This window comes from Bradyrhizobium shewense (assembly GCF_900094605.1).
Taxonomy (GTDB): domain Bacteria; phylum Pseudomonadota; class Alphaproteobacteria; order Rhizobiales; family Xanthobacteraceae; genus Bradyrhizobium; species Bradyrhizobium shewense.
In genome coordinates this window covers 57984-82593 of the sequence record NZ_FMAI01000024.1, presented here as the reverse complement: position 1 = coordinate 82593, position 24610 = coordinate 57984, and the positions used below count along the sequence as shown (strand labels likewise).

Below are 24610 nucleotides of genomic sequence, written 5' to 3'. Positions count from 1 at the left end.
CCCGCGGCCCACGGCCGCGGGATCGCGCCATCAGACGCTCATTTGAGCATCTCCGGCACGATCAGACGCGGCAAGAACAGCGACACGCTTGGCCAGACGATGACTGCCGCGAGCACGAGCAGCATCGGAATCAGCATGATCACCGTATCCTTCAGAGCATAGCGCAGTCGCACGCCGGCGATCGAACAGGCGATCATCAGACACAATCCGTAGGGCGGCGTCACCAGTCCGAAGGCCAGCGATACGATGGAAATGATCGCGAACTGGACGGGATGGAGATCGACAGACTTGGCGAGCGGCTCCAGCACGGTACCGACGATGACGATCGCCGGGATGGCATCGAGGAAGCAGCCCACCACCAGAAAGCAGAAGGAGATGAAGAAGCCGGCCGCAACAGCGCCCATGCCCCATGTCGAGACATTGGCCAGCAGTTCCTGCGGGATCTTGTAGTAGGCGAGCAGCCAGCCGAACGCACTTGCGGTGCCGACGCAAAACAACGCCACGCCGGCAAGGCGCCCGGTGTCGAGCAGGGCCTTGTACAGTTCGCGTATCCCCGTCTCGCGATAGAAGAACGCGGAGAGCGCGACGGAATAGAGCACCGCGACGCAGGCGGACTCGGTTGCGGTGAACCAGCCGAGCAGAATGCCCCCAACGATGATGAAGGGCGTCATCAGCGCCGGAATTGACTTCCAAATAGCGCATCGCATCTCGACCCAGCTTGTCTTCGGATAAGTCGGGTAGCCGCGGCGCACCGCGTAGACGTGCACCGTCGCCATCTGCGCGCCCGCGATCAGCAAACCCGGCACGATGCCGGCCAGATACATCGCCGCAATCGAGGTCGAGATCAGCCCGCCCCACACGATCATGAGGATCGACGGCGGGATGATCACTGCAAGCACCGCTGAGACCGCGGTGATCGCGATCGAAAACGAGAGGTCGTAGCCCTCCTTGGTCTGCGCATCGATGAAGATCTTGGACTGGCTCGCCGCGTCGGCGGTGGAGGAGCCCGAGATGCCGGCAAAGAACACCGACAGCACGACGTTGATTTGCGCCAGCGACCCCGGCCAGTGCCCGACCATCGAGCGCGACAGCGCCACCAACCGGTCGGTGATGCCGCCGATGCTCATCAGGTTGGCCGTCAGCAGGAAGAACGGCACCGCGAGCAGGATGAATGAATTGTAGGCGTTGAAGGTTTCCTGCGCGAGCATCATCATCGAGAGATGCGGCTCGATCAGCAGAATCGGCACGCAGGCAAGGCCGAGCGCGAAGGCGACCGGCACGCGCACGATGAGCAGGCCGATGAAAACCCCGAACAGCACCATCGCGGCCTGTCCGGCAGAGAGTACATTGCCGCTCATCGCTCTGCCCCAACCAGAATGCGCATTTCATCGATGATCTGTTCGCCCGCAAAGACGATCCACGTCACGCCGGTCACAGGCCAGGCGACGTGAATCAGCCAAAGCGGCAGATCGGCCAGCTCTGAAGTCCTGTTCCAGGCAAAGCGGGTGAACTCGAGGCCGGCCGATACGAACACCAGCGCCAGCGCCAGTATGCCGAGCCGCGCGAGGATTCGCACCGCGGCCTCCGACCGCCGCGACAGGTCAGGCCACACATCGACCTCGAAATGCTGCGCTTCGCGCACGCCGACCATGGCGCCGATCATGATAGTCCAGACGAACAGGAAGCGCGCCATCTCCTCCGTCCAGATGTAGGACGGAATGAAGGGCGTGTAGCGTGAGATGATTTGCAGCGTGACCGGAACAACCAGGACGCCGACACAGGCGGCCAGCAGGAATTCCAGCAGCTTCGCATAGGCCGCCGATACGCGGCGCCACAGCGACGGTGTGGACGGGACGGGCATTTCAGACATTGGGGCTCCGTGCAGCGGCTCATCCGCCAGCGCCGGGCAAGAAGCGGGGCTTGCCCGGAGATGCTGTCGGCGGACGCAAAGACCTCAGACGACGTTGATCTTCTCGAAAATGCCCTCCGCACCGATTTCCTTGGCGTAGGTGGCCATCACGGGGTCGGCAAGCTTCTTCATGGCGTCCCGCTCCTCGAAGGGAACGCGCTTGAGCTTGCCGGCCTTCTCGAGCGTGTCGAGCTTGACGACCTCTTCGCTCGACTCGAGCTGACGGCCGTAGTCGCCGGCCTCCTTGCCGGCCTTCATGATCGCATCCTGCAGCTCCTTCGGCAGGGTCTTCAGCGTCTTCACCGAGAAGCAGATCGGCCGGATCGACACGGCGTGCTGGGTCAGGTTGAGATGCGGAGCGACTTCGTAGAACTTCATCGCCTCGACGCCGGCCGCCTCATTTTCGCCGGCCGATATCACGCCGTTCTGGATCGCGTTGTAGATCTCGTTATAGGCGATCACCGTCGGGCTCATGCCGACCGCCGCAAAGGTCTTCGACCAGATCGGCGCGCCCTGCACGCGAACCTTGAGTCCCTTGAGATCGGCGAGATTCTTAAGTGGCTTGTTGGCGAAGATGTTGCGGATGCCGCCGCCGGAATAGCCGATCAGGACGACCTCGGCCTTCGCCGCGACTTCATCGGCGATCGGCGCCAGGATATTGGCTTCGACGACCTTGTTCATGTGCTCGATGCCCTTGAATACGAAGGGCGCATCGATGAAGGGGGCCGCCTTGGCGAAGGTCGACATGTGAGCCGGCGAGACGATGCCGTAATCGACCGCCTTGCCCTGCGACATGTACTCGAAATACTGCTTCTCGAGGCCGAGCGAGGAATTCCTGTGCAGGGTGAAGTTGACGGGCTTGCCGTAGTACTTCTTCACCAGCTCCTCGAACCGGAGCAGTGCCCGGTTGAAGGCGTGGTCGTCGTTGAACTGGACCGCGCCGTTCAGCGAGATCGGCGCTTGCGCCCTGAGGATCGACGGCATCCCAATCGTAGCCGCCGCAGTGGTCGCACCGATACCAGCGAGAAATGACCTTCGCTTCATCGTCTCCCCTCCCTTTGATGCTCCGGCCCTGTAGCCGGGCCGTGAGCGCAGCCGGAAGCGTATGAAAAACGTCGGCCGGACGGAAGTCATTTCGCGTGCGCTGGAGGTACTCTTCGTCGCAGGGCTACGCCCGGCACACCTGCTGCACTGCAACTCGCGCCCCTGACGGCGCGGGCAGGCCATGGGCACAGTCGCACTCCCGGAGGAGGCCGGCCACGAGCGGACCTGTGCGCTGCACGCACGGACCGCTCGCCCGCTGCTGCTGGCCTAGTGCATATGCCCGATCAGATAGATGCCGCCGCCGATCACCAGCACGGCCGATACGGCCCACAAGATCAATACCGGCATTTGTCATCCTCCTCAGTTTGACGTGCAGACTTCACGGTCTTCATGCCGCCTTCAGCTTCGGTCCGCGATTTGTAGATCGCGCCCGACAGGCTGACGACGGTCATCGACGTGTCCGTCGGCTTCTTGTCGACGACGGTGCACTTCTTGGTCTTGACGTCCTGTACGACGTAAAACTCGTCGGCCGCGAACGCCGGCAGGGACAATGCAGCAAGCATCAACGCTGCAGTCGCTATTCTCAGCTTCATTTTCTTCCTCCTCCAATCGCCGGGCCTTCCCGCCCGGCCATTCAAGACGGGAAAAACCGGCAATTTGTTCCTGGGTGTTGGAACGCTGTGCACGATGAGATGTTGTTGCGGCGCTTATTCTCGTGAGGAGGACAAAGATGAAGAAGCTGCTCTTGCTATCCGCCGCGGCTGTTCTGATCTCGACCGGCGCCTTCGCGCAATCCACCGTGGTGACCACCACCGGAACCGGTCACGCGGCAGCGGTTCAGATCGAGCCGCAATACCGGACCAGGATCAAATCCTACGTCACCGAACATCACCTTCGCCCGGTCACGACAAAGGAAAAGATCATCGTCGGCGCGACCGTGCCGAGCGACGTCGAGCTGGAGGCCGTGCCGTCCGATTGGGGTCCCTCGCTCACCAAGTATCGCTACGTGTATTCCGGCGATCGCGTGATGCTCGTGGACCCAGGCTCGCGCACAGTGGTTCAGGAAATCGATTGATCAAGTCGTAAGGCGGCCGTCTTGAAGGCGGTCGCCTGCCCGGACTTGACCGCGTGACATCGCATCGAGAGGCCCCGGAACGCCACTCCTGACCGCACTCCGCATGAGCTGAAGCGCGGACATCCCGGACTGCGCTGCAATCTCGTTGCTCGCCATCTGCGAAAAACATGGCGCTGCGCAAGTCCCGCACGTATGGTCTGCCCAAAATCATAATCCGGCGCCGCTGCGCCGGAACCGGGACGCCCGCGTTTGTCAAAGCTCACCCTGCCGGTCCGGCTCGCTCTTCTGGTGACGGGAACGATGTTGCCGCTGATCGTCTTTGCGGTCGGCATTGTGTTCTACAATTACAAGCAGGATCGAAGCGACGCGACCCGCCGAGTGCTGGAGAACGTGCGCAGCATGCGCCTCGTGCTCGACTCCGAAGTGCAGCGGATGACCGGCGGCTTGCAGGTCCTTGCACTGACGAATTCGCTGCGCAACGACGACTTCCAGAACTTCCGCCGCATCGCGCTTGGCTTCGTCGACCAATATGGCAAGGGCGGGCTGGTGCTGATCTCCGATCGCAAGGGCCGGTTGCTGTTCTCCTCCGCAACGGAAGACACCGCAAGCCTGCCGCCACGCGGCCATCTCGAGATCATCGAAAAGGTATTTGCGACCAGGTCGCCGCAATATTCCGACCTGTTCACCGGCGCGATCAACGGGCGGCAAGTGCTCACTGTCGAGGTTCCGGTGTTCCGCGACGGCGAGGTGATCTACGACCTCTGCTTCAGCCCACCGATCAGCATCTTTCAGGAGCTGGTGGAGAAGCAACGGCCCGACCGGCTCTGGACCGTGACTCTGCTCGACACCAAGGGCATCGTGTTTGCGCGCGCGCCGAACCCCAGCGAGACCTTTGGCAAGCGCGCCTCGCCCTCGCTTTATGCCGAGATGTTTCGCCGCAGCGAGGCATCGCTCCCGACGGTGTCGCTCGACGGCGTCGCTCTGGCCGCGGCCTACACACGATCGCAGCTGACGGGCTGGACGATCGCCGCCGGCGTCGACGAAAGCTCGCTGATCGCGCCGCTCTGGCGCAACATCGCGATCACCAGCCTGATCGGCGGCATCCTGCTGCTGACTGGCCTGACCTTCGCGGTCAGGATGGCGACCACGATCGCGCGCGGCGAGATGCTGCACAATCTCCTGATCGATGAGCTCAACCATCGGGTCAAGAACACGCTGGCCTTGATGCAGGCGATCGCCGTGCAGACCTTCCGCAGCGCCAGCCGAGACGAGCGGACGAAATTCGAGGGACGGCTCGGCGCATTGGCCGAAGCGCATAATCTGCTGAGCCAGGAGAAATGGGCGGGCTCCGAGCTGCGGGAGGTGATCGCCCGCGCGCTTCAGCCGTTCCTGATGAACAGTCCCGACCGCATCCGCATGGCCGGACCCGCCGTGCCGCTGTCGCCGCGGCTCGCCGTGGTGCTGTCGATGATCGTGCACGAGATCGCCACCAATGCCGCGAAATATGGTGCGCTGTCCAACGAGACCGGCCGGGTGACGCTGGACTGGGAGATCATCGCCGATGCCCCGAAACCGCGGCTGCGCCTGATCTGGACCGAGATCGGCGGACCGCCGGTGACCGCGCCGGTACAGCGCGGCTTCGGCTCGCGCCTGATCGAGCGCAGCGCGCGCGACCAGCTCGGCGGCGAGGCCACCGTCGACTTCCTGCCGCGCGGCGTGGTCTGCACGGTTGTCTGTACGCTGGACGAGGCGCGGTAGCCGCCCCGGGCCTGGCGCCATATCGCAGCGCAATACAGCCTTCCTGCGACAATTGCGCTCGCCCCACGCAATCATCCGATGTTAAACATCGGATGATTGTGACGCTGCCGGCGAGCGGCCAAGACAAAATGAACCGGCCGCGACAGGCCGGCGGGGAGAAACAAACCGGTGGCAAGAGCGCGGCCGAGCCCAGCCGACAAACTGATCAAGCCCGGCCGCATCCGCGCCGTGCTGACGACGCTCGGCCGCGAGATCGCCCAGGATCTCATTCCCGTCGGCACCACCCTGCCGCCGGAGCCGGAACTCGAAGCCCGTTTCGGCGTCGGTCGCGGCGTGGTGCGCGAGGCGATCAAGACTCTCGCCGCAAAGGGCCTCGTCAGCGTGCGGCCGCGCCACGGCACGCAAGTGCTGCCGCGCCACGAATGGAGCCTGCTCGATCGCGACGTGCTGAGCTGGCTCGTCGGCCAGGACGAACCGGATCGCGACCTCTTGCTCGCAATCCAGGAGGTGCGCTCGATCATCGAGCCTGCAGCCGCAGCGCTTGCGGCCGAACGCGCGACCAGGAACGATCGCTGGCGGATCGATACGGCCTTGGCCGCGATGCAGACCGCTAAGGACCAGGCCAGCGCCCTCGCGGCCGACAAGGCCTTTCATCTTGCCATCCTGGATGCGACGCACAACCCAGTACTGCAGGGCTTTCGCAGCGCGATCGACACCATCCTGAGCACCGTCTTCACCGTCGCCGTCGGAAGCCCCGGCGGCTGGTTCAAGGATAATTTGCCGAACCACGTGGCGGCGGCGCGGGCTATCGAGAGCGCCAACCCCGAGAAGGCGCGCGCCGCGATGGAACGCCTGCTCGGCTACACCCGATTGAAGCTCTCGAACCGGAAGACGGTCATCGCCGCGGCAACTCGCAAAACCGACGGGTCGACCGTGCGCGCGGCCAGGACGTCGAGCGTCAAGAGCAGGAGGAAACGTCGTGGACCGTGACAGGAAGGGCTCGCCCCACATCCTCGCTCCGCCCGGGATCGCGGTCGTGGCAACCGACGGGCAGCCGCGATCGCGCGAGACATGGTTACGACGTCAGGAATGATCAGCGTGAAATGCCGGCACAGGCATAGCTGAACGCAGGGAGGTCAAATGCAGGTGACGGGCAGTCTGAAAGGTCGATCGTCGCGATTGATCCGCAGCGTCAATTCGCTGGCGGGCGCTGCGATGTTCGTCGCGCCGCTGCTTGCGCTGGTAGCGATCTGGGCGATCGTCGTTCCGCTGTTCAACGTCAATCCGCGCGTGTTTCCATCGGTCGGTGCGGTCGGCGCGGCCGCCATGGAGTCGATCCGCGACGGCACGCTGTTCTCCCATGTCGGCGCCAGCCTACTGCGCGTTGGCCTCGGCACGCTGATCGGCATCGCCACCGCCGTGCCGCTCGGCATCGCCATGGGCGTGAGCCCGACGGTGGCCGCCCTTCTCACGCCGCTGTTCCGCTTCTTCTCGGTGCTCGCCGGCATCGCCTGGATTCCGATCGCGACCTTGTGGTTCGGCTACGGCTTCGGCGCGATCGTCTTCGTGATCTTCAATGCCGTGTTCTTCGTCGTTGCCTACAACACCCTGCTCGGCGTCAGGACCATTCCACACACGCTGCGCAATGCCGCCGCCTCGCTCGGCGCGGGCCGCTGGGCGTTGCTGACCGAAGTGCTGCTGCCGGGCGCGCTGCCCAACATCGTCACCGGCATCCGCACCGGCCTTGGCTTTGCCTGGCGCGGGCTGATCGCCGCCGAGATGATCGCGACCAATGTCGGGCTCGGCTACATGCTGTTCGTCGCACGCGATTTCTACCGCACCGAGGTGATCGTGTTCGGCATGATCGTGATCGGCGTGCTCTGGCTATTGATCGACCGTCTGCTGCTGGTCCCGCTGGAACGCGCGACCATCGAACGCTGGGGCTTGGTGAGGCGCGCATGAACCTGCTGCTGCAAATCTGGGGCGGCTACACCCGCCTGACCCGGCGCTGGCCGGGGATCGCCGCCATCATTCCCTTCATCCCGGTGCTCGCGCTGTGGACCGTGGTCAGCGAGGCCGGGGTGTTTCCGCGCGCGTTCTTCCCCGGCCCCGCCGACGTGGTGCGCGCGTTCTTCACGCTCACCTACAAGGGGATCCTGCCCGACTATCTCCAGGACAGCCTGATCCGGCTCGCAACCGGCGCCGCCGTCGGCATGGCGCTCGGCATTCCCTTGGGCATCCTGATCGGAACGAGCCGCTGGGCACACCGCATCTGCTGGCCCGTGCTGCTGTTCTTCCAGGCGATCGGCGACATCGCCTGGCTGCCGATCCTCCTGATCTGGTTCGGCTTCGGACTGACGACGATGACATTCGTCATCGTCTACACCGTGCTGTTCCCGGTCGTGCTCAACACCGTGCTCGGGGTTGAATCCGTGCCGCGCGACCTCGCGCGCGCCGCCCTCAGCCTCGGTGCCTCGCGCGCGCGGGTGCTCTGGGAGGTGACGCTGCCGGGGGCGCTGCCCAACATCATCACGGGCCTGCGCAACGGCCTCGGTTATGGCTGGCGCGCGCTGATCGCGGTCGAGATGATCGTCGGCACATCGGGCATCGGCTTCATGATGTTCGATGCCCGCCGCGCCGGCTCTACCGTCGAAATTCTGCTCGGCATGATCATTCTCGGATTGCTCTGGTACATCGTGGACGCCTGGGTCCTCGCGCCGCTCGAGCGCGTGACCGGCCAACGCTGGGGATTGGTGACATCATGAAGACGCTTTCGCTGCGCAATCTCGGCAAGACCTACTTCGATCCTTACGCAGGGGCGCATGTCACCGCCGTTCACGACGTCTCGCTGGACGTCGAGCTTGGCGAGTTCATCTCGGTGGTCGGCCCGTCCGGCTGCGGCAAGACGACGATCCTCAACATGATCGCCGGCTTCATCCCTTATTCGAAGGGGGACATCCTGCTCGACGGCAAGCCGGTGCACGGGCCCGGCCCCGAGCGTGGCGTCGTGTTCCAGTCGTTCGCGCTGTTTCCCTGGAAGACGGTGCTCGACAATGTCGGCTTCGGCCCGAAGATGCGCGGCGTGCCGAAGGCCGAGCGCGACCGCATCGCGCGCGAATATCTCGCGCTCGCGGGGCTGTCGCACGCGGCGCACCGCTATCCAAACGAGCTCTCTGGCGGCATGCAGCAGCGCGTCGGCGTGGTGCGCGCACTCGCCAACAATCCCGACGTCCTGCTGATGGACGAGCCGTTCGCCAGCGTCGACGCGCAGACGCGCATGACGCTCCAGGAGGAGCTGACTCGGATCTGGCAGGAGCGCAAGCCGACGGTGATCTTCATCACCCACGACGTGCCCGAAGCGGTGTTTCTCGCCAACCGGGTGGTCGTGCTGTCGAAAGGACGCGTGCTCGACGAGATCGCGGTCGACCTGCCGCGTCCCCGCGTCTGGGACGACCTCGTCAAGGACGACCACTTCAAGCAGCTCTCGGCGCGCGTGCTCCAGATGGTGCGCGCGGCATGAGCATCGCTTCCGACGTCTTGCGCTCATCCAAGGGCCGCATCGTGCTCGGCGCGATTGCCGCGTGGGCGCTGTTTCAGCTCTGGTTGACGGTTGCCGCGCCGGGAAAGATCTCGCCGGAGCTCACGGGCACATCGGAAAAGGTGAACGTGCAGATCGAGCTGCCGTTCACGCCGGAGCGCTTCCACGTGCTCGCATTCCAGCAATATGGACGCGTCTCGGGAACGGACGAGCATTCGATCGAACTACGCGGCGTCAAACGAACGGACCTCAACGCCGTCGCTCGCCCCTATTGGGTGACGGCGGTGGGGCCGATAAAAGAGGGAGGCTGAGAATATGAAACGACTCTTGCTGCTCGGAATCGCGCTCTTGGCCGGCATGGTGCCGGCGAGCGCCCAGACCCCGACGAAACTGAAGGCCGGCATGGTCACCGGCATCGACCAGATCGGCCTGCCGATCGCACTCGAGCGCGGCTTCTTCGAGAAGTACGGGCTCGATGTCACGATCGCACGCCCCTACGCGACCGGCGTCGATGCGCTGAACGCACTGCAAGCCGGCGAGAGCGAGATCGTGCAGGTCGGCGTGCCCATGATCGGCGCCGTGCTGCGCGGCATGGACCTTGTCGCACTCGGCAATTACAGCGGCAACGCCACCAAGGCCGGCTCTGATGCCACCATGGCGATCATCGCGCGCGAAGGTTCAGGCATCGTCAAGGGTGACCTGTCGACGCTCAAGGGCAAGAAGATCGCGGCCTCCTTCGGCACGATCAATCACCTCTACATCCTGGCGACGCTGGAGAAGGCCGGGCTGAAACCCGATGACGTGACGCTGGTCAACACGCCGCCGCCGGACATGACCGTCGCCCTGCTCGCCAAGGGTATCGACGCGTTCTCGGGCTGGGATCCCTGGCCGATCGTTGCAGGCAAGGATGTGCCCGGCGCGGTCGAGATCATCAGGGGCGGCGACGTGATCTCCTATATCGGCTTCAACGTCGCGCTTCGCCCCTGGGTGCAGGCCAACGGCGAGACCATCGAGAAATTCCTCGCCGCGGTCTCCGAAGCCGATCAATGGATGCGCAAGAATCCGAAGCAGGCGGCGCAAGTCGCCACACGCTGGATTCCGGGCCTCAAGCAGGACGTCGCCGAGGCTGCGATGCAGTTCAACATCCAGCAGGCGGACCGCCGGCTGTCGGCGAACAATTACCGCGCGCTGTGGAGCGCCGAGGATCGGCTCTCCCGCCTCGGGATCCTCAAATCGACCTTTGACGTCAATGCGCATATCGAGCCGAAGCACATTCTCAAGGTCATGAAGGATCGTCCCGAACTGTTCGCCGACCTGCCGCCGATCCCGGAGACGGCGGCGATCTCGCCGGGCTACGTGTTCAAACCCTGAGCAACTGCATGCGGGGACGCCGGCGCGATCAGCGCGCCGGCATTTTCCGGATCACGCCCTACCCGATGGTCTGCAGCGCCGGGAACGTCTCCAGCAGCCAGATGCTCACATTCGAGACCGCGCCGGTGAGAAAGCCGATGCCGGTGATCACCATCAGGACGCCCATGGCGCGCTCGACATTGACGAGATGGCCCTTCATCCGCGCGAACAGCGCGGAGAACTGCTCGATCATGAGTGCGGCGATCAGGAAGGGAATGCCGAGACCGGCGGAATAGACCGCGAGCAGCCCTGCGCCCTTCGTCACCGTGGCCTCAGCGGCGGCGATCGAAAGGATCGCGGCGAGGATCGGGCCGATGCAAGGCGTCCAGCCGAAGGCGAAGGCCAGCCCCATGATGTAGGCGCCCCAGAGGCCGACCGGTTTGGGGATCGGCAGCCGTCCCTCGCGCATCAACAGGCCGATGCGCGTCAATCCGAGAAAGTGCAGGCCCATGATGATGATGACGATGCCGGCGAGGATCGACAGCTCCGCCGACCAGGCGCGGATCAGCCCGCCGACCAGCGAGGCGCTGGCGCCGAGCGCGACGAACACCGTGGAGAAGCCGAGCACGAACAGGAGCGCCGACATCATGATCGCGCGCTTGGAGGCCGAGCCCGGCTCGTCGCTCTCGACATGCTCGATCGTGGCGCCCGTGAGATAGATCAGATAGGGCGGGACCAGGGGCAGGACGCAAGGCGAGAGGAAGCTGACGAGGCCGGCAATCAGCGCCGCCGGGATCGAAACATTTTGCATGATGCCGTCTGAGCCATCTCAGGCCCCGGTGCGGCGCGCCGGGAATGGGCGCGGCCCGGAGCCGAACCGGCTCTGGTGTAACCGATGCCGGAGAATGCGCAACAGAGGCGCACAAAACCAAGGCTCCTCCCGATGCCGCCTGCGATCACAGGTGCGGCATCGGGACGCGCACAAACCTCGCCAAAAAGCGAGATTCGGCGGCGCGGCTACTTCACCACGCGGAGCAGCGGACGCCGGGGCTGGTCCTGCGTCTGCTTGGAAGGGGACGGCGGCTCGCTCGCAGCGCTCCGCAGCATTTCGTCGCACAGTGCCTTGAGATCGGCACTGTCAATTCCTTTGAGTTTCATCCTGACGTCGAGGATGACAATGGACAGCAGCTCGGCCGACTCACGGCTGTCGCACGCGTTGAGAACCCTGCGGCACCCCTCGAGCGTTTCCAGCACCGACTGCAACTGTTCGTCTGAATGCGACACCGGCGTTCTTTCCGTTAATTCGGCCTGCGAGACGTGTTGGTGACGACCCCTTCGGCCCCCATGGAATACGGAGGATAGCACGAGGCCACAGCGCCTCTGAACCTGATTTCAGTGGGTTTCTGCCGCGAAACCGCGGTTCCGGCTAACATCGCCGCGCTGCGCCGTTGGCCATGGTCGAAACGGTCCGAGAGCAAACGCCCCGCGCGCTGTGATTGATCCATTGAGAGAGATGGCGCCGGCTTTCGCGCAAGCACACTCATTGCCGACAGCGCCTGCAATCCCGCAGCCATTTCACGGCTCGCAACGGCACTCACGCCACACCCCTCATCCGGGCAATGGCCTGCCCGATTCCCAACCCTTGGAAGCACTCAGATACCACCCACCGGTAGTAAGGATGACGTTCAAAACTTATCATCCCCCAACCCGCAGTGGTTGTGGTTTGCGCCAGATTCTGCCAGTTTAGCTAACCGAAGGGACTTGTATGCACTCCTTGGCGGAAAGGGGCGTTCCTGTGGCGGAACGCCCAAAGACAAATCTCAGCGGCCTCTCGGATTGGGATGCGGCCCGCATTTTCCTTGAAGTCGTCCGATGCGGAAGTTTCCGATCGGCGGCCGAGCGCCTGTCGCTGTCGATCAACGCCGTGCGCCGGCGAATCGACGACTTCGAACGCCAGACCGGCACCACACTGTTCACCCGTGACGTCCATGGCACCCATCTCACCGATGAGGGCGCGCTGGTGGTCTCCGCCGTCGAGCGCATGGAGGCCGCCACCTTCGACGTGCTGCGCGCCAGCGATTCGATGGCCAACGCCCTGTCCGGCGAGGTGCGAGTCGCCGTCACCGAGGGGCTCGGCACGTTCTGGCTCGCCCCGCGCCTGGTTGAATTCCAGCACGCCTATCCGAAGATCCTGGTCGACCTGCATTGCGCGATGCGCTCGGCCGACGTCTCGCGCCACGAAGCCGACGTCGCCATCCATTTGTCGCGTCCCTCGGCGCTCGACATCAAACTGGTGCGGTTAGGTCGCATGCACCTGATGTTCTGGGCCTCCGAGAAATACATCGAGAAGCATGGCGCGCCGCGCTCGGCGGCGGAATTGATCAAGCATCGCCTGGTGCTGCAATTCGCCGACCAGCTTGCCGCCAAGGAATCCTTCGAGAGCTTCTTCCCGGGCGTATCGGAACGTGACCTTCTGGTCATGAAGACCAACGTCTCAAGCGCCAACTACTGGGCGGTCGCGAATGGCGCCGGCATCGGCGTCTTCCCGAGCTACGCCATTGCGCTTGGCGGGAAGTTGATTCCACTGGAGGTCGAGTTGAACCGACCGCTGGATATCTGGTTGTCCTACCATCCCGGTAGCGGCCGTATTCCGCGCGTGCGGCACATGATTGATTGGCTGATCGAAGCTTTCAGTCCGGCTCGCTTCCCGTGGTTTAAGGAAGAGTTCGTGCATCCGCATGAATTCAAGGACTCGTATATGGGCGAACCCCTGACCCAGCTCTTCGGGGGATTTTCAACCGAAGAACAAAGGTGAAAACGAAGATGAAAGCAGCGGCGAAAAGAATGAAGCAGCGCAGTGCTGGCAAGCCGGACATCGAGCTTGGCAAGCGGATTCGTCTGCGGCGCGTCGAGATGAAGATCTCGCAGGCCGAGCTCGGCGAGAAGCTCGGCGTCAGCTTCCAGCAGGTCCAGAAATACGAGAAGGGCGTCAATCGCGTCGGCGCGGCTCGTCTGCAGCAGATCGCTTCCGCCCTCGACGTGCCCGTGACCTTCTTCTACGACGGCGACAACAAGGCGCGCGAAGTCGAGAGCCTGCTGTTCCTCGATTCGGCCTTCAGCCTCCGCCTGCTGCGCGCCTACAGCAAGATCAAGGACCAGACCGTGCAGCGTCAGCTGGTCTCGCTGATGGAATCGATCGCGGCGAACGAGAGCTGAGACCGGTCGACGGTCTGGCCTTTGCGGCCGATCTTCAATCCGCCGCGTCGCGGGGACGCGGCCGGATTGAACGATCATATTGCGGCTCGCGCGCTTGCGCGCGGCCTTTATGGGGCGGCACGACCGCCCCTTTTCTTTGCGCGCGCGACACTCGGGACGACGCGCCATGCAATCCCGGTACAGGCGGATGCAGACTCGCCCACCCTGCCGCGGTTGACCCCGGAAGCGCCAGCGCAGCACATTGCACCTCGCACATGACGAGCGAGCAAGCGATGTCCGACATATTCCGCACGACCGGTACACCCTACGCGGACGGCAAGATTCTCCAGCACACCACCGAGGGCGTCGGCGTGATCACCTTCAACAATCCCGACAAGCGCAACGCGATGTCGCTGGAGATGTGGGAGGGATTTGGCGAGGCCTTGACGAGCCTGCGCGACGACGAGACGGTGCGCGTCGTGGTCCTGCGCGGAGCCGGCGGCAAGGCCTTCGTCTCCGGCGCCGACATCAGCCAGTTCGAGAAGACCCGCCATAACGCGGCAGCGTCCGAGGAATATGCCAGGCGCAGTGCCGCCCAGCGCGCACTGCTCGCAGACTATCCCAAGCCGACGATTGCCTGCATCGAGGGCTTTTGCCTCGGCGGCGGCATGCAGGTCGCGATGCTCGCCGATATCCGCATCGCCGCGCACGGCAGCCAGTTCGGCATTCCCGCGGCCAAGCTCGGCATCGCCTATGGCTTCGACGGCCTGCGGCACCTGGTGTCGCTGGTCGGCCCGTCCTGGGCTCGGCTTCTGATGTACACGGGCATGCGCATCGATTCCGCCGAAGCGCTGCGCATTGGCCTTATCGAGCGCGTGTTCCCGGTCGACGAGCTCTGGGGCGAGACCATGACGATTGCCGAGACGATCTCGCAGAACGCCCCGCTCGCGATCAAGGCCGCCAAGATCACCATCGCGCAGGTGCTGAAGGATGAGAGTCAGCGCGACATGGACGCGATCAAGGCGATCGGCAATGCCTGCATGGATTCCCGGGATTTTCTCGAGGGCCGGCAAGCCTTCATGGAAAAGCACAAACCGCAGTTCCAGGGGCGTTGAAGCTGAACCGACGTTCACGAAGATTAAATTCCTCGTGCAGCTCCGCGCGGTAGCAACCAGTTGATCTGACGAAAGTTCTCCCGCCACAACGAGGGAGATCGCGATGACACTGAAATCTGCTGTTCTTGCTCTGGCTGCCATCGGCGGTGTGGCGCTCGCGTCGGGCGAGGCGCTCGCAGCCATGCCGAATGGCATCCCGCAGGCGGACAAGATTGCAAGCGGTCCGGCCGCTGACGTCGATCAGGTGCGCTGGGTGTGTAACCCCTGGGGCCGCTGCTTCTGGCGTCCGAACTATTACGGCGCCTACGGCTATTACGGCGGCCCGCGACGCTTCTACGGCCCGCGCCCGTGGGGCTGGGGCCATCGCCACCACCATTGGCGCCGCTGGTGATCGACAAAGGGGCCGCGAGGCCCCTTTTTCTTTGAGATGAACTGGGGCCGCGGCTCGACTGCTTCTCAGAGCGCCGCGAGCACCGCTTTCGTGATATCCGCGGTGCCGTTGCTGCCGCCGAACTCCATCGGCTTGATGCCGCCCGCATAGACCTGATCCACCGCACGCTCGATCGTCTCGCCGGCCTCCGCCGCGCTCTCGACGCCGTGCTTGTCGGCGAGCCAGTCCAGCATCATCGCCGCCGACAGGATCATGCCGGTGGGATTGGCCTTGCCCTGCCCCATGATGTCGGGCGCGGTGCCGTGGCAGGGCTGGAACACGGCATATTTGTCGCCGATGTCCGCCGACGGCGCCATGCCGAGGCCGCCGATCAGGCTCGCAGTGATGTCGGAGACGATGTCGCCGAACATGTTCTCCATCACCATCACGTCGAAATCCCAGGGACGCTTCACCAGCATGGCCGAGCAGGCATCGACATAGAGCCGATCGGTCTTCACGTCGGGATGCTTCTTGGCGATCTCGTCGAAAATGCCGCGAAAGAACGCGAACGCCTTGAACACGTTCGCCTTGTCGACGCAGGCAAGCGCGCCGGGCTTGCCGCGCGCCTTGCGCCGCTCGGCGAGGCGGAACGAGAAGTCGAACAGGCGCTCTGATGTCCTGCGCGTGATCACCATGGTCTCGCGCGCGTCCTCATGGGTGACGACGCCCTTGCCCATCGAGGCGAACAGGCCTTCGGTCGATTCCCGGATCACGACGAGATCGATGCCGCGCGCATCAGCGCCGACGATCGGGCTCGGCACGCCCGGAATGAGGCGCGCCGGTCGCACGCCGGCATAGAGATCGAAGATGAAACGCAGCTCGATCTGCGGCGCGATCTCGGTATTGTCGGGGTAGCGCACCGACGGTAGGCCGCAGGCGCCGAGCAGGATTGCGTCCGCCTCCTCGCACAGCTTGATGGTCGAGTCAGGCATCGACTTGCCGGTGGCGAGATAATTGTTGGCGCCGGCAGGTGCCTCGGTGAAGCGGAAGCGCAAATCCGATTTCTGCTCGATCTTGCGCAGCACCTCGACGGCCGGCGCCATGACTTCGGGACCGATGCCGTCACCGGCGAGCACGGCAATGTGGAAGGCGTTGTTTGCGGACATTTAGGGCCTCAAGGACAGGAGCTAGCCAAGTCGTCATTGCGAGGAGCTCTTGCGACGAAGCAATCCAGACTGTGTCCGCGGAGGGATTTCTGGATTGCTTCGCTGCGCTCGCAATGACGGCGGAGAGAGTGTTCGCTACGGCGTCAACACCGTGCGCCCGACCACCGCGCCCTGCTGCAATTGCACCAGCGCGTCGTTGGCCTTTGCGAGCGGTGCGGTCGTCACCGGGATCGGGGGCACCTTCTTGGTGCGGACGAGGTCGAGCAATTCCTGCGTCTCGCGCAAGTTTCCGACATAGCTGCCCTGGATCGTCACCGCCTTGATCGGAATCAGCGGCAGCGCCCAGGTTGCGCCGCCGCCGAACAGGCCGACGATCACGAGTTTGCCGCCCTTGGTCAGGCAGTCGAATCCAAGCTGCGTCGTCGCGGCATTGCCGACGAGGTCGATCACGGCACGGATCGGCCCGCCCGCTTTCTTGGCGAGTTGCTCCAGCGCATCCGGCGCCTTCGGGTCGACGGTGGCGAGCGCGCCGGCCTTCTCCGCCGCCTCGCGCTTCCTGGCATCGATATCGACCATGATCGCGCCCTTGCCGCCCATGGCTTTCAAGAGCGACAGCGCCATCAGGCCGAGCCCGCCGGCGCCGAACATCACGATCGGCGTGTCGAAATGCTGCTCAACCTTTTTCAGCGCGCTGTAGGTGGTGACGCCCGAGCAGGCATAGGGCGCGGTCGTTGCGGGATCGAGTCCCCTGAGATTGAGCAGATAGCGCGGATGCGGCACCAGCATGTGATCGGAATAGCCGCCGTCGCAATAGACGCCGAGCGAGCGCGGCGTCAGGCACATGTTCTCGTCACCGGCGAGGCACGTCGCGCACTTGCCGCAGCCGATCCAGGGATAGACCAGCCCGACATCGCCGAGCTTCAGGTCGCCCTGGTCTGTCGGTTTCACGTCAGGGCCGAAGGCCAGGATTTCGCCGACCGTCTCGTGACCCATGGTCAGCGGCAGATTGATGCCGCGGTCCTTCAGCGACAGCGGCTTGCGGCCATGGCCGAGATCGTAGCCGCCCTCCCAGATGTGGAGGTCGCTGTGGCAGACGCCGGCGGCCTTCACCTTGATCAGCACCTGCGTGCCCGAGGGCTGCGGCGTCGCCTCGTCGAACTCCTGCAGCGGCGCCTTAAAATCGGCGACCTTGAAACTCTTCATCGGCGTTCTCCCGGCATGCTTCTCGTTGTCGCGCCACCATGCCATGGCCGGCGAGGCGAGACAAACCGGTCTTAGTTCAGGTCAGCGGATGATGGCAAGCCGCGAACTGGCCCGGCCCGATTTCGCGCAACTCCGGTATCTCCGCGCTGCATCGCTGATCGGCTCGCGGGCAGCGGGTGCGGAAGCGGCAGCCGGACGGCGGCGCAATCGGCGATGGTGGCTCACCCGCCGCCACACTCTCGGCGGGACGCACATCCGGATCGGGCACCGGGATCGCCTGCAACAAGAGCCCGGTGTAGGGATGCGCAGGATTTGCGAACAATTGCTCCGACGGACCGACCTCGCAGAGCCGGCCGAGATACATCACCGCGACGCGGTCGCTGACCGCTTTGACCACTGCGAGATCATGCGCGATGAACAGCAGCGTCAGGCCGAAGCGCGCTTTCATCTCCTCCAGCAGATTGAGGATCTGCGCGCGGATGGAGACGTCCAGCGCCGAGACCGGCTCGTCGCAGACGATGAACTCGGGGCTGAGCACCAGCGACCGCGCGATACAGATGCGCTGGCACTGCCCGCCGGAGAATTCGTGCGGCAGGCGGCCCACGACGAGATCAGGATCGAGCCCGACCGCGCTGAGTACCTCGTGAACCCTACGCTTGCGCTCGGCGGCATCCTTGACGCCGGCGATGATCAGCGGCTCGGCCACGATGTCGCCGATGCGACGGCGCGGATTGAGCGAGGCGATCGGATCCTGGAAAATCAGTTGCACGCGGCGCCGCATCTTGCGCAGCGCCTCGCCCTCCATCGCGGTGAGGTCCTCACCGTCGAACAGCACCCGGCCGGATTTGGCGCGGCGCAATTGCAGCACCGCGCGTCCCAGCGTCGACTTGCCGCAGCCGGATTCTCCGACCAGCCCTAGCGTCTCACCGCGCGCGACCGCAAGGCTGACACCGGACACCGCATGCACCGTCTTGTTGCCGAGACCATATTCGACGACGAGATTGTCGACGTTCAGCAGCGGCTCGACGCGCGCGGCAAGCTGCATCATGCGCCGATTCCTTCCGCCATCTGGATCGGGTAGAAGCAGGCATAGAGATGATCGGGCATCTCGGCGCTCTTCAGGTCGGGCTTGGCCTCATGACAACGGCTAGCGGCATAGCGGCAGCGCGGCGCGAAGGAGCAGCCCTTTAGCGGTCGTGTCGGATCGGGCGGACGGCCCGAGATCGCGGGCAGCGGCGTATGGGGCGCGGTCTCCAGCTTCGGGATCGCCGCCAGCAGCGCTTCGCTGTAGGGCATGTGCATGCGCTTGAACAGCGCCTGGGTCGGGGCGCGCTCCACCACCCTGCCCGCATACATCACAGCGACCTCGTCGGCGCGGCCCGCGACCACACCGAGATCGTGGGTGATGATGATCATCGCCATGTGGCGGCGGCGCTGCTCGCGCGCGAGCAGATCGAGGATCTGTGCCTGGATGGTGACGTCGAGCGCGGTGGTCGGCTCGTCCGCGATCAGCAGCTTCGGTTCGCAGGACAACGCGATCGCGATTGCGATACGCTGGCGCATGCCGCCGGAACATTGATGCGGATATTGCGCGAGCCGCTGCTCGGGCGCCGGAATGCCGACCGCGGCCAACAGCTCGATGCTGCGCTTCCGTGCTGCGGGGGCATCGAGCTCGAGGTGCTCCTGGATCGTCTCCATCAGCTGCGTGCCGATGGTCAGCACCGGGTTGAGCGAGGTCATGGGATCCTGGAACACCACTGCAAGGTCGCGCCCACGCAGGCGCCGCAGGCTTTCCGAGGGAAGCCGCACCAGATCCTGGCCGTCAAACATCACGCGGCCCGTGAGCTTGGCCTTCTTCGGCAAGAGCTGAAGCACCGCGCGCGAGAGCATGGTCTTGCCGCAACCGGATTCGCCGACGATGCCCAGCGTGCGGCCCGCCTCCAGCGACAGGTCGACGTGATCCACGGCGCGCAAATTGCCGCGCGGCGTCGGCAGCTCGACCGCGACGTCCTCGATGGTCAAGAGCGGAGCGCTCACAGCGCCCCCTGACGCGGGTCGGTCAGCGCCCGCAAGGTATCGCCGACCAGATTGAAGGCCAGCACGGTGAGGAACAATCCGGCCGCCGGCAGGAACGCCAGCCGCGGCGCGACGTCGAGGCTGTCGCGCCCCTCGCCGATCATGCTGCCCCAGCTCGCCATCGGCGGCGGCACGCCGAGACCGAGGAAGGACAGCGCGCCCTCGACCACGATGGTGACGGCGACGCCGAGCAGGAAGAAGGCCAGCAGCGGCAGGATCACGTTCGGCAACAGCTCGCGCAGCAGGATGCGCGCATGGCTGGCACCTAACGCCTCGGCCGCGATCACGAATTCCCGCCGCGCCAGCGTCAGCGTCGCGGCCCGCGCCACACGCATGAAGGCGGGAATGCCGAGCACGCCGAGGATCAAGGTAAGGTTGGGGACGGACTGGCCGAGATAAGCGGTCACGGCGAGCGCGAAGATCAGCGGCGGAAAGGCGAGCAGCACGTCCATGCTGCCGACCACCAGCGTCTCGAACCGGCCGCGGAAATAGCCGGCGAGCAGGCCGAGCGCGCCGCCGAGCGTAAGGCCGATCATCGGCGCGATCAGCCCGACGGTCAGCGACACGCGCGCGCCAAAAATCAGGCGGGCGAGCTCGTCGCGGCCGAGCCCGTCGGTGCCGAGCCAGTGCTCGCCGGAGAACGCGGCGCGGCGCTCCAGCATGTCCATGTCTACAGGGTTCTGCAGCGGCAGCACCGGCGCAAGGATCGCGAGCGCAAGGATGATCGCGAGCCAGGCGCTGGCGAGCCAGAACAGCAGGCCGAGCCTGCGCTTGCGGCCGACCGGCACGGGCGCCGCCTCGTCCTGCATCGAGAGCTCAAGCGTGGCCATGGCGGATCCTGGGGTCGAGCACGGCGTAGAGCATGTCGACGATGAAGTTCACGATGACGAAGCCGCAGGCGACCAGCAGCACCACGCCCTGGAGGATGACGAGGTCGCGGGTGTAGATCGCCCCGACCAGGAGCCGGCCGATGCCGGGCAGCGCGAAGATCGATTCCACGATCAGCGTGCCGCCGAGCAGACGGCCGATATTGATGCCTGTGACCGTCACCAGGGTCAGCGACGAGGGCTTGAGCGCATGCACGAACAGGATGCGCGCGGGCTTGAGACCCTTGGCCTTGGCAAGCGCGATATAATCCTCCTGCAAGGTCGCGATCATGTCGGAGCGCAGCACCCGCATGATTCCAGGCCATTCCGCCAGCGCCAGCGTCAGAGCCGGCAGCACGAAGAAGCGCAGATTCGCCAGCGGCGCCTCGGTAAACGGCACATAGCCGGTCGCAGGCAGCCAGTGCAGCTCGACCGCAAACAGGTAGATCAGCAGTATTGCCACGAGGAACGACGGCATCGACAGCATGGCAAACGCACTGCCGGTCATGAAGCGGTCGAAGGCGCCGCCTGCGCGCGCGGCGCAGGCGATCGCGACGGGAACGCCGATCAGCAACCCGATGAACTCGGCCATCAGCATCAATTCGAGCGAGACCGGAATGCGCTCGGCGACCGCCTGCAACACCGTCTGGCCGGTGCGGAACGAGCGACCGAGATCGCCCTGCAAGACGTGGCCGAGCCAGCTCAGATAGCGCCACCACAGCGGCTGGTCGAGCCCCATGTCACGGCGCAGCGCCGCGACATTCTCCGGCGTCGCCTGATCGCCGAGGATGACGTAGGCGAGATCGCCCGGCAGCAGCGAGGCGATCAGGAAAGTCAGCAGCGAGACGGCGAGCAGAACCGGCAGGATGGCAAGAAGCCGCCGAACGACGAAGTTCAGCATCGCTCGTTCATTCCAGCCAGGTATTCGAGACGTCGATCACGCCGTTGTAGATTTTCGGAAAGCCCTTCAGCTTGGCGCTCGACAGCGCGTAATAGGTATTCTGGAAGGTCCAGAACCAGATCGCCTCCTTGTTGATCAGACGGCTGATCGCGCAATAGTCCTCGGTGCGCTGGCCGAGATCGGCGGTGACGCGGGAATGGTCGAGCAGCCGGTCGAGCTCCGGATCGGTGAAGTTGGCGAGCGCCAGCGGGCTGCCGCTGCGGAAATTCGCGTACATCTGCGGATCGGGATCAGCGAGGTCGACGATGCGCCAGGGCACGAGCTGAAACTGCCGCATGAAGGCGCGCGGCGGGATCGTGGCCTGATCGACCTGCTCGATCTCCATGTTGGCGCCGGCGCGCTTCCAGAATTGCTGGAGCACCTGGCCGATCATGCGGCCGCGCGGGGTTGCGGTCACCAGCATCTTGAACTCGACCGGCTTGCCATAATCCTTGATCAGCGCCTTGGCCTTCTCGACGTCGAACGGCAGCGCGCCGTCGTCCTTGCATTTGACCCAGGAGCCGTCGCCATAGGGATTGGTCGCGGGCCGGCTCAGGCCGTTGCTGATCGCCTGGGACATCTTGGGTCGGTCGACCGCCATCACCAGCGCCTGCCGCACGCGAACGTCGTCAAACGGCGCCACCTTGGTATTGAAGGCATACACCGCAGCACCCGAGCCCTTGTAGCTGTGCACGGTCAGCTTGGGGTCCTTCTGCGCCTTCATGATGTTGTCGGCGTCGTTCTCGTCGTCCCAGATGATATCGGCCTCGCCCGATTGCAGCGAGGCGAAGCGCGACTGCGCGTCGGGCAGCGGCTTCAAGATGACACGATCCAGGTAGGGACGACCCTTGTCCCAATAGTTTGGGTTCTTCTCCAGCACCATGCGGTCGCCGGCGGTCCATGATTTCAGGATGTAGGGACCGGTGCCGACGGGATTGCGATTATAGTCGTCTCCCTTGGTCTTCCAGGCCGTCGGCGAATGCACGGCATTGTTCTGGCTCTGGATCGTGATCACCGCCGGCAGATTCACGGAAGGGGCGGCAAGATTGTAGACGATGGTGTGTTCGTCGGGTGCCAGCACCTCCTTGACGTTGGTGATGTAGAAGGCGCAGCGGCACTTGTTGGCCGGATCCTTCTGCCGGTCGAAATTCTCCTTGAACGCCTGCGCATTGAACGGCGTGCCGTCGTGGAATGTCACGCCCTGGCGCAGCTTGAAGGTCCAGCTCATGTAATCGTCGGAATGCGTCCAGGACACCGCGAGTTTTGGCGCGGCTTCGCCCTTGTCGTCGAGCGTGGTCAGCGTATCGAAGATCGCAGCGGCGGCGGTGAAGGTCGAGGTGTCGTAGACCCCGACCTTGAGCGGATCGAAGCCCGTGATCTCCAGCTCCTGGCCGACGGTGATGCTGCCACCCGGCTTCTGCGCCTGCACCGGCCCGGCCAGCGGAAGGAGGGCAAATGCCGCAACAAGGAAAATCGGCGCGTGCTTGCGCGCCGCGGCAGCAGTGTTCGTCATGGTTCCTCCCGGGATCCCTCGTCCGATGTTTCGGATCGTCGAATGACTGAGGACGAGATTGGCGACAAAAGCTCGCCACGGCAAGAGGAACGCACAACAGATCACACGCCGCACGTGCGGCGTAATGATGCTCAGCCTGTCGCGGCAGTTTTGCCTGTCGGAATTGATGCATCATCGGCGAGGCTGATCTCCTCGCGCAGCGCATGCGTATGCTCACCGAGCACGGCCATCGTCTTGGCCGGCGTGGTGTCGGCGCCGGACATCCGGAACGGCAGGTTCAGCACCTGAAAGGAGCCGCCCTCGTCCCGCACCTCGGAGAGCGCCTGCCGGTGCGCAAGCTGCGGATCGGCCAGCGCCTCGGACACGGTGCGATAGGCCGAGGCCGGCACGCCGGCCGCGCCAAGCGCGACAAGACAGGCGTCGGTCGTGAGTTGCCGCGACCAGGCTTCGACGCCGTCCATCACCTCCGCCCAATTGTCGCGGCGCGCGGCGTAGGTCGCAAAGCGCGGATCGGAGATCCATTCGGGGTGGCCGATCACGCCCATCAATCCCTGGAACGTTTTCTCGCTGGCGACCGTGATCATGACATAGCCGCTTGCCGTCTCGGTCGGGCCGAACATCGGGCGCGGAGGCGGCTTCACGGCGAATTGCGCGCCCTGCAATTCGGTCAGCGTCAGTGACAGCATCGATTCCAGCATGGACACGTCGATGTGCTGGCCAAGGCCGGTCACGGTCCGCTGATAGAGCGCGGACGCGATCGCGCCGAAGCCATAGGTGCCGGTGACCACGTCGGCGTGATAGATGCCGCAATAGTCGGGGCGATGACGACCGGGCTGGTAGGCCAGATGCGCCATGTCGTAGCCGGAGGCAGCATGGATCACCGGAGCATAGGCCGGCAGCTCGGCCGAGGGGCCGGTCTGGCCGTAACCTGAGATCGAGCAGTAGATCAGCCTCGGGTTGACGATGTGCAGCCTATCGTAGTCGAGCCGCAGCCGGTGCATCACGCCGGGGCGAAAGTTCTCGACCAGGATGTCGGCGGTCGCGGCCAGCCGGCGCACCGCTTCCTTGCCGTCCTCGGACTTGAGGTCGAGCACGACGCTCTTCTTGCCGACATTGAGCTGGCCGAACGCGGTGCTGCATCCCTTGCGCAGCGGCGGCCGGGTCCGCATCGTCTCCCCGCCATCGGTCTCGATCTTGATGACCTCAGCGCCCATGTCGGCAAGCATCCGCGCGCAGTGAGGACCGGCAATGGTGGTCGAAAAATCCAGGACCCTGAGCCCGGCGAAGGCTTTTGTCGTCGTCCCCTCATGCTTATCTGCTAGCTGCATGCCTGCTCACGTCCTTGGGCTCTCAGGAACTCTCGAAGTTCTCTGTTGTTGATGCGGCGACCCTAGAGGGCGGCGGCTGAGTAGGAAAGTGTTTACCGAACCTGCGCGCCGCGTGGGCGGGCTTTAAGAATTCCGGGACAACTGGACCCGTTCTTGCATAGCAT

The 24610-nt window shown here is 64.6% G+C and carries 25 protein-coding genes and 1 pseudogene; 12 read left to right on the top strand and 14 right to left on the bottom strand.

What is annotated here, in order from left to right; translation table 11 throughout:
* Positions 1-38: 38 nt before the first annotated feature.
* The 4 genes and pseudogenes from GA0061098_RS33490 to GA0061098_RS33475 all read right to left on the bottom strand — a co-directional run bounded on the left by GA0061098_RS33490 (position 39) and on the right by GA0061098_RS33475 (position 3546).
* On the bottom strand, positions 39-1358 hold the full coding sequence (locus tag GA0061098_RS33490; RefSeq protein ID WP_091965691.1) for a TRAP transporter large permease: 1320 nt from the start codon (positions 1356-1358) through the stop codon (positions 39-41).
* Positions 1355-1870 (bottom strand): TRAP transporter small permease, encoded by a 516-nt coding sequence (locus GA0061098_RS33485; RefSeq protein WP_091965690.1) that lies wholly within the window; start codon positions 1868-1870, stop codon positions 1355-1357. Before GA0061098_RS33485 ends, GA0061098_RS33490 begins: the two co-directional genes overlap by 4 nt.
* 84 nt (positions 1871-1954) lie before the next feature.
* Positions 1955-2953 carry a TRAP transporter substrate-binding protein gene (locus tag GA0061098_RS33480; RefSeq protein ID WP_018322778.1) on the bottom strand — a complete coding sequence of 333 codons (999 nt, stop codon included), beginning with the start codon at positions 2951-2953 and terminating at the stop codon, positions 1955-1957.
* A gap of 360 nt (positions 2954-3313) precedes the next feature.
* A pseudogene (locus GA0061098_RS33475) lies at positions 3314-3546 on the bottom strand (hypothetical protein).
* Between the two features lie 137 nt (positions 3547-3683).
* Here GA0061098_RS33475 and GA0061098_RS33470 point away from each other — a divergent pair.
* The 8 genes from GA0061098_RS33470 (at position 3684) to GA0061098_RS33435 (ending at position 10695) form a co-directional block, all read left to right on the top strand.
* Positions 3684-4028, top strand: coding sequence for a DUF1236 domain-containing protein (locus GA0061098_RS33470; protein ID WP_091965688.1), 345 nt, complete (start codon positions 3684-3686; stop codon positions 4026-4028).
* A 300-nt stretch (positions 4029-4328) separates the two neighbouring features.
* Positions 4329-5786 (top strand): sensor histidine kinase, encoded by a 1458-nt coding sequence (locus GA0061098_RS33465; protein WP_091965713.1) that lies wholly within the window; start codon positions 4329-4331, stop codon positions 5784-5786.
* A 168-nt stretch (positions 5787-5954) separates the two neighbouring features.
* Entirely contained in the window at positions 5955-6776 is an 822-nt protein-coding gene (locus GA0061098_RS33460; protein ID WP_091965687.1) for a FadR/GntR family transcriptional regulator, read from the top strand.
* Positions 6777-6926: 150 nt separating this feature from the next.
* Positions 6927-7748, top strand: a complete 822-nt coding sequence (locus GA0061098_RS33455) for an ABC transporter permease (RefSeq protein ID WP_091965686.1) — start codon at positions 6927-6929, stop codon at positions 7746-7748.
* Positions 7745-8551: an ABC transporter permease gene (locus GA0061098_RS33450; RefSeq protein ID WP_091965685.1), complete on the top strand. Its 807-nt coding sequence runs from the start codon at positions 7745-7747 to the stop codon at positions 8549-8551. Before GA0061098_RS33455 ends, GA0061098_RS33450 begins: the two co-directional genes overlap by 4 nt.
* Positions 8548-9306 (top strand): ABC transporter ATP-binding protein, encoded by a 759-nt coding sequence (locus tag GA0061098_RS33445; protein ID WP_091965684.1) that lies wholly within the window; start codon positions 8548-8550, stop codon positions 9304-9306. Before GA0061098_RS33450 ends, GA0061098_RS33445 begins: the two co-directional genes overlap by 4 nt.
* Positions 9303-9635, top strand: a complete 333-nt coding sequence (locus tag GA0061098_RS33440; protein ID WP_091965683.1) for a hypothetical protein — start codon at positions 9303-9305, stop codon at positions 9633-9635. Before GA0061098_RS33445 ends, GA0061098_RS33440 begins: the two co-directional genes overlap by 4 nt.
* Before the next feature lie 4 nt (positions 9636-9639).
* Positions 9640-10695 carry an ABC transporter substrate-binding protein gene (locus GA0061098_RS33435; RefSeq protein WP_091965682.1) on the top strand — a complete coding sequence of 352 codons (1056 nt, stop codon included), beginning with the start codon at positions 9640-9642 and terminating at the stop codon, positions 10693-10695.
* A 58-nt stretch (positions 10696-10753) separates the two neighbouring features.
* Here the strand turns inward: GA0061098_RS33435 and GA0061098_RS33430 are convergent, their stop codons facing one another.
* Both GA0061098_RS33430 and GA0061098_RS33425 read right to left on the bottom strand, forming a co-directional pair.
* Complete coding sequence (locus GA0061098_RS33430; RefSeq protein ID WP_038947000.1) at positions 10754-11485, bottom strand: cytochrome c biogenesis CcdA family protein; 732 nt, start codon at positions 11483-11485, stop codon at positions 10754-10756.
* A gap of 206 nt (positions 11486-11691) precedes the next feature.
* On the bottom strand, positions 11692-11958 hold the full coding sequence (locus GA0061098_RS33425; protein ID WP_028143063.1) for a hypothetical protein: 267 nt from the start codon (positions 11956-11958) through the stop codon (positions 11692-11694).
* Between the two features lie 481 nt (positions 11959-12439).
* Here GA0061098_RS33425 and GA0061098_RS33415 point away from each other — a divergent pair, with 481 nt between their 5' ends.
* The 4 genes from GA0061098_RS33415 (at position 12440) to GA0061098_RS33400 (ending at position 15375) form a co-directional block, all read left to right on the top strand.
* Entirely contained in the window at positions 12440-13489 is a 1050-nt protein-coding gene (locus GA0061098_RS33415) for a LysR family transcriptional regulator (protein WP_091965680.1), read from the top strand.
* 29 nt (positions 13490-13518) lie between these two features.
* A complete protein-coding gene (locus tag GA0061098_RS33410) occupies positions 13519-13890 on the top strand; it encodes a helix-turn-helix domain-containing protein (RefSeq protein WP_020608151.1) in 372 nt (123 codons plus the stop codon).
* Between the two features lie 272 nt (positions 13891-14162).
* Positions 14163-14984, top strand: a complete 822-nt coding sequence (locus GA0061098_RS33405) for an enoyl-CoA hydratase (RefSeq protein WP_091965712.1) — start codon at positions 14163-14165, stop codon at positions 14982-14984.
* 103 nt (positions 14985-15087) lie between these two features.
* Positions 15088-15375 carry a hypothetical protein gene (locus tag GA0061098_RS33400; protein ID WP_028143066.1) on the top strand — a complete coding sequence of 96 codons (288 nt, stop codon included), beginning with the start codon at positions 15088-15090 and terminating at the stop codon, positions 15373-15375.
* Between the two features lie 65 nt (positions 15376-15440).
* Here the strand turns inward: GA0061098_RS33400 and GA0061098_RS33395 are convergent, their stop codons facing one another.
* The 8 genes from GA0061098_RS33395 to GA0061098_RS33360 all read right to left on the bottom strand — a co-directional run bounded on the left by GA0061098_RS33395 (position 15441) and on the right by GA0061098_RS33360 (position 24446).
* Positions 15441-16520 (bottom strand): isocitrate/isopropylmalate dehydrogenase family protein, encoded by a 1080-nt coding sequence (locus GA0061098_RS33395; protein ID WP_038946999.1) that lies wholly within the window; start codon positions 16518-16520, stop codon positions 15441-15443.
* A gap of 135 nt (positions 16521-16655) precedes the next feature.
* Positions 16656-17723: an alcohol dehydrogenase gene (locus GA0061098_RS33390; RefSeq protein WP_028143068.1), complete on the bottom strand. Its 1068-nt coding sequence runs from the start codon at positions 17721-17723 to the stop codon at positions 16656-16658.
* A gap of 76 nt (positions 17724-17799) precedes the next feature.
* On the bottom strand, positions 17800-18771 hold the full coding sequence (locus tag GA0061098_RS33385; protein WP_091965679.1) for an ABC transporter ATP-binding protein: 972 nt from the start codon (positions 18769-18771) through the stop codon (positions 17800-17802).
* Positions 18768-19760 carry an ABC transporter ATP-binding protein gene (locus tag GA0061098_RS33380; protein WP_091965678.1) on the bottom strand — a complete coding sequence of 331 codons (993 nt, stop codon included), beginning with the start codon at positions 19758-19760 and terminating at the stop codon, positions 18768-18770. Before GA0061098_RS33380 ends, GA0061098_RS33385 begins: the two co-directional genes overlap by 4 nt.
* The gene (locus tag GA0061098_RS33375; protein ID WP_091965677.1) at positions 19757-20629 is read right to left on the bottom strand and encodes an ABC transporter permease; all 873 of its coding nucleotides are present in this window, start codon (positions 20627-20629) and stop codon (positions 19757-19759) included. Before GA0061098_RS33375 ends, GA0061098_RS33380 begins: the two co-directional genes overlap by 4 nt.
* The gene (locus GA0061098_RS33370) at positions 20616-21566 is read right to left on the bottom strand and encodes an ABC transporter permease (RefSeq protein WP_091965676.1); all 951 of its coding nucleotides are present in this window, start codon (positions 21564-21566) and stop codon (positions 20616-20618) included. Before GA0061098_RS33370 ends, GA0061098_RS33375 begins: the two co-directional genes overlap by 14 nt.
* Positions 21567-21573: 7 nt before the next feature.
* Positions 21574-23118, bottom strand: a complete 1545-nt coding sequence (locus GA0061098_RS33365) for an ABC transporter substrate-binding protein (RefSeq protein WP_091965675.1) — start codon at positions 23116-23118, stop codon at positions 21574-21576.
* A gap of 131 nt (positions 23119-23249) precedes the next feature.
* On the bottom strand, positions 23250-24446 hold the full coding sequence (locus GA0061098_RS33360) for a CaiB/BaiF CoA transferase family protein (protein WP_091965674.1): 1197 nt from the start codon (positions 24444-24446) through the stop codon (positions 23250-23252).
* Positions 24447-24610: the final 164 nt, after the last annotated feature.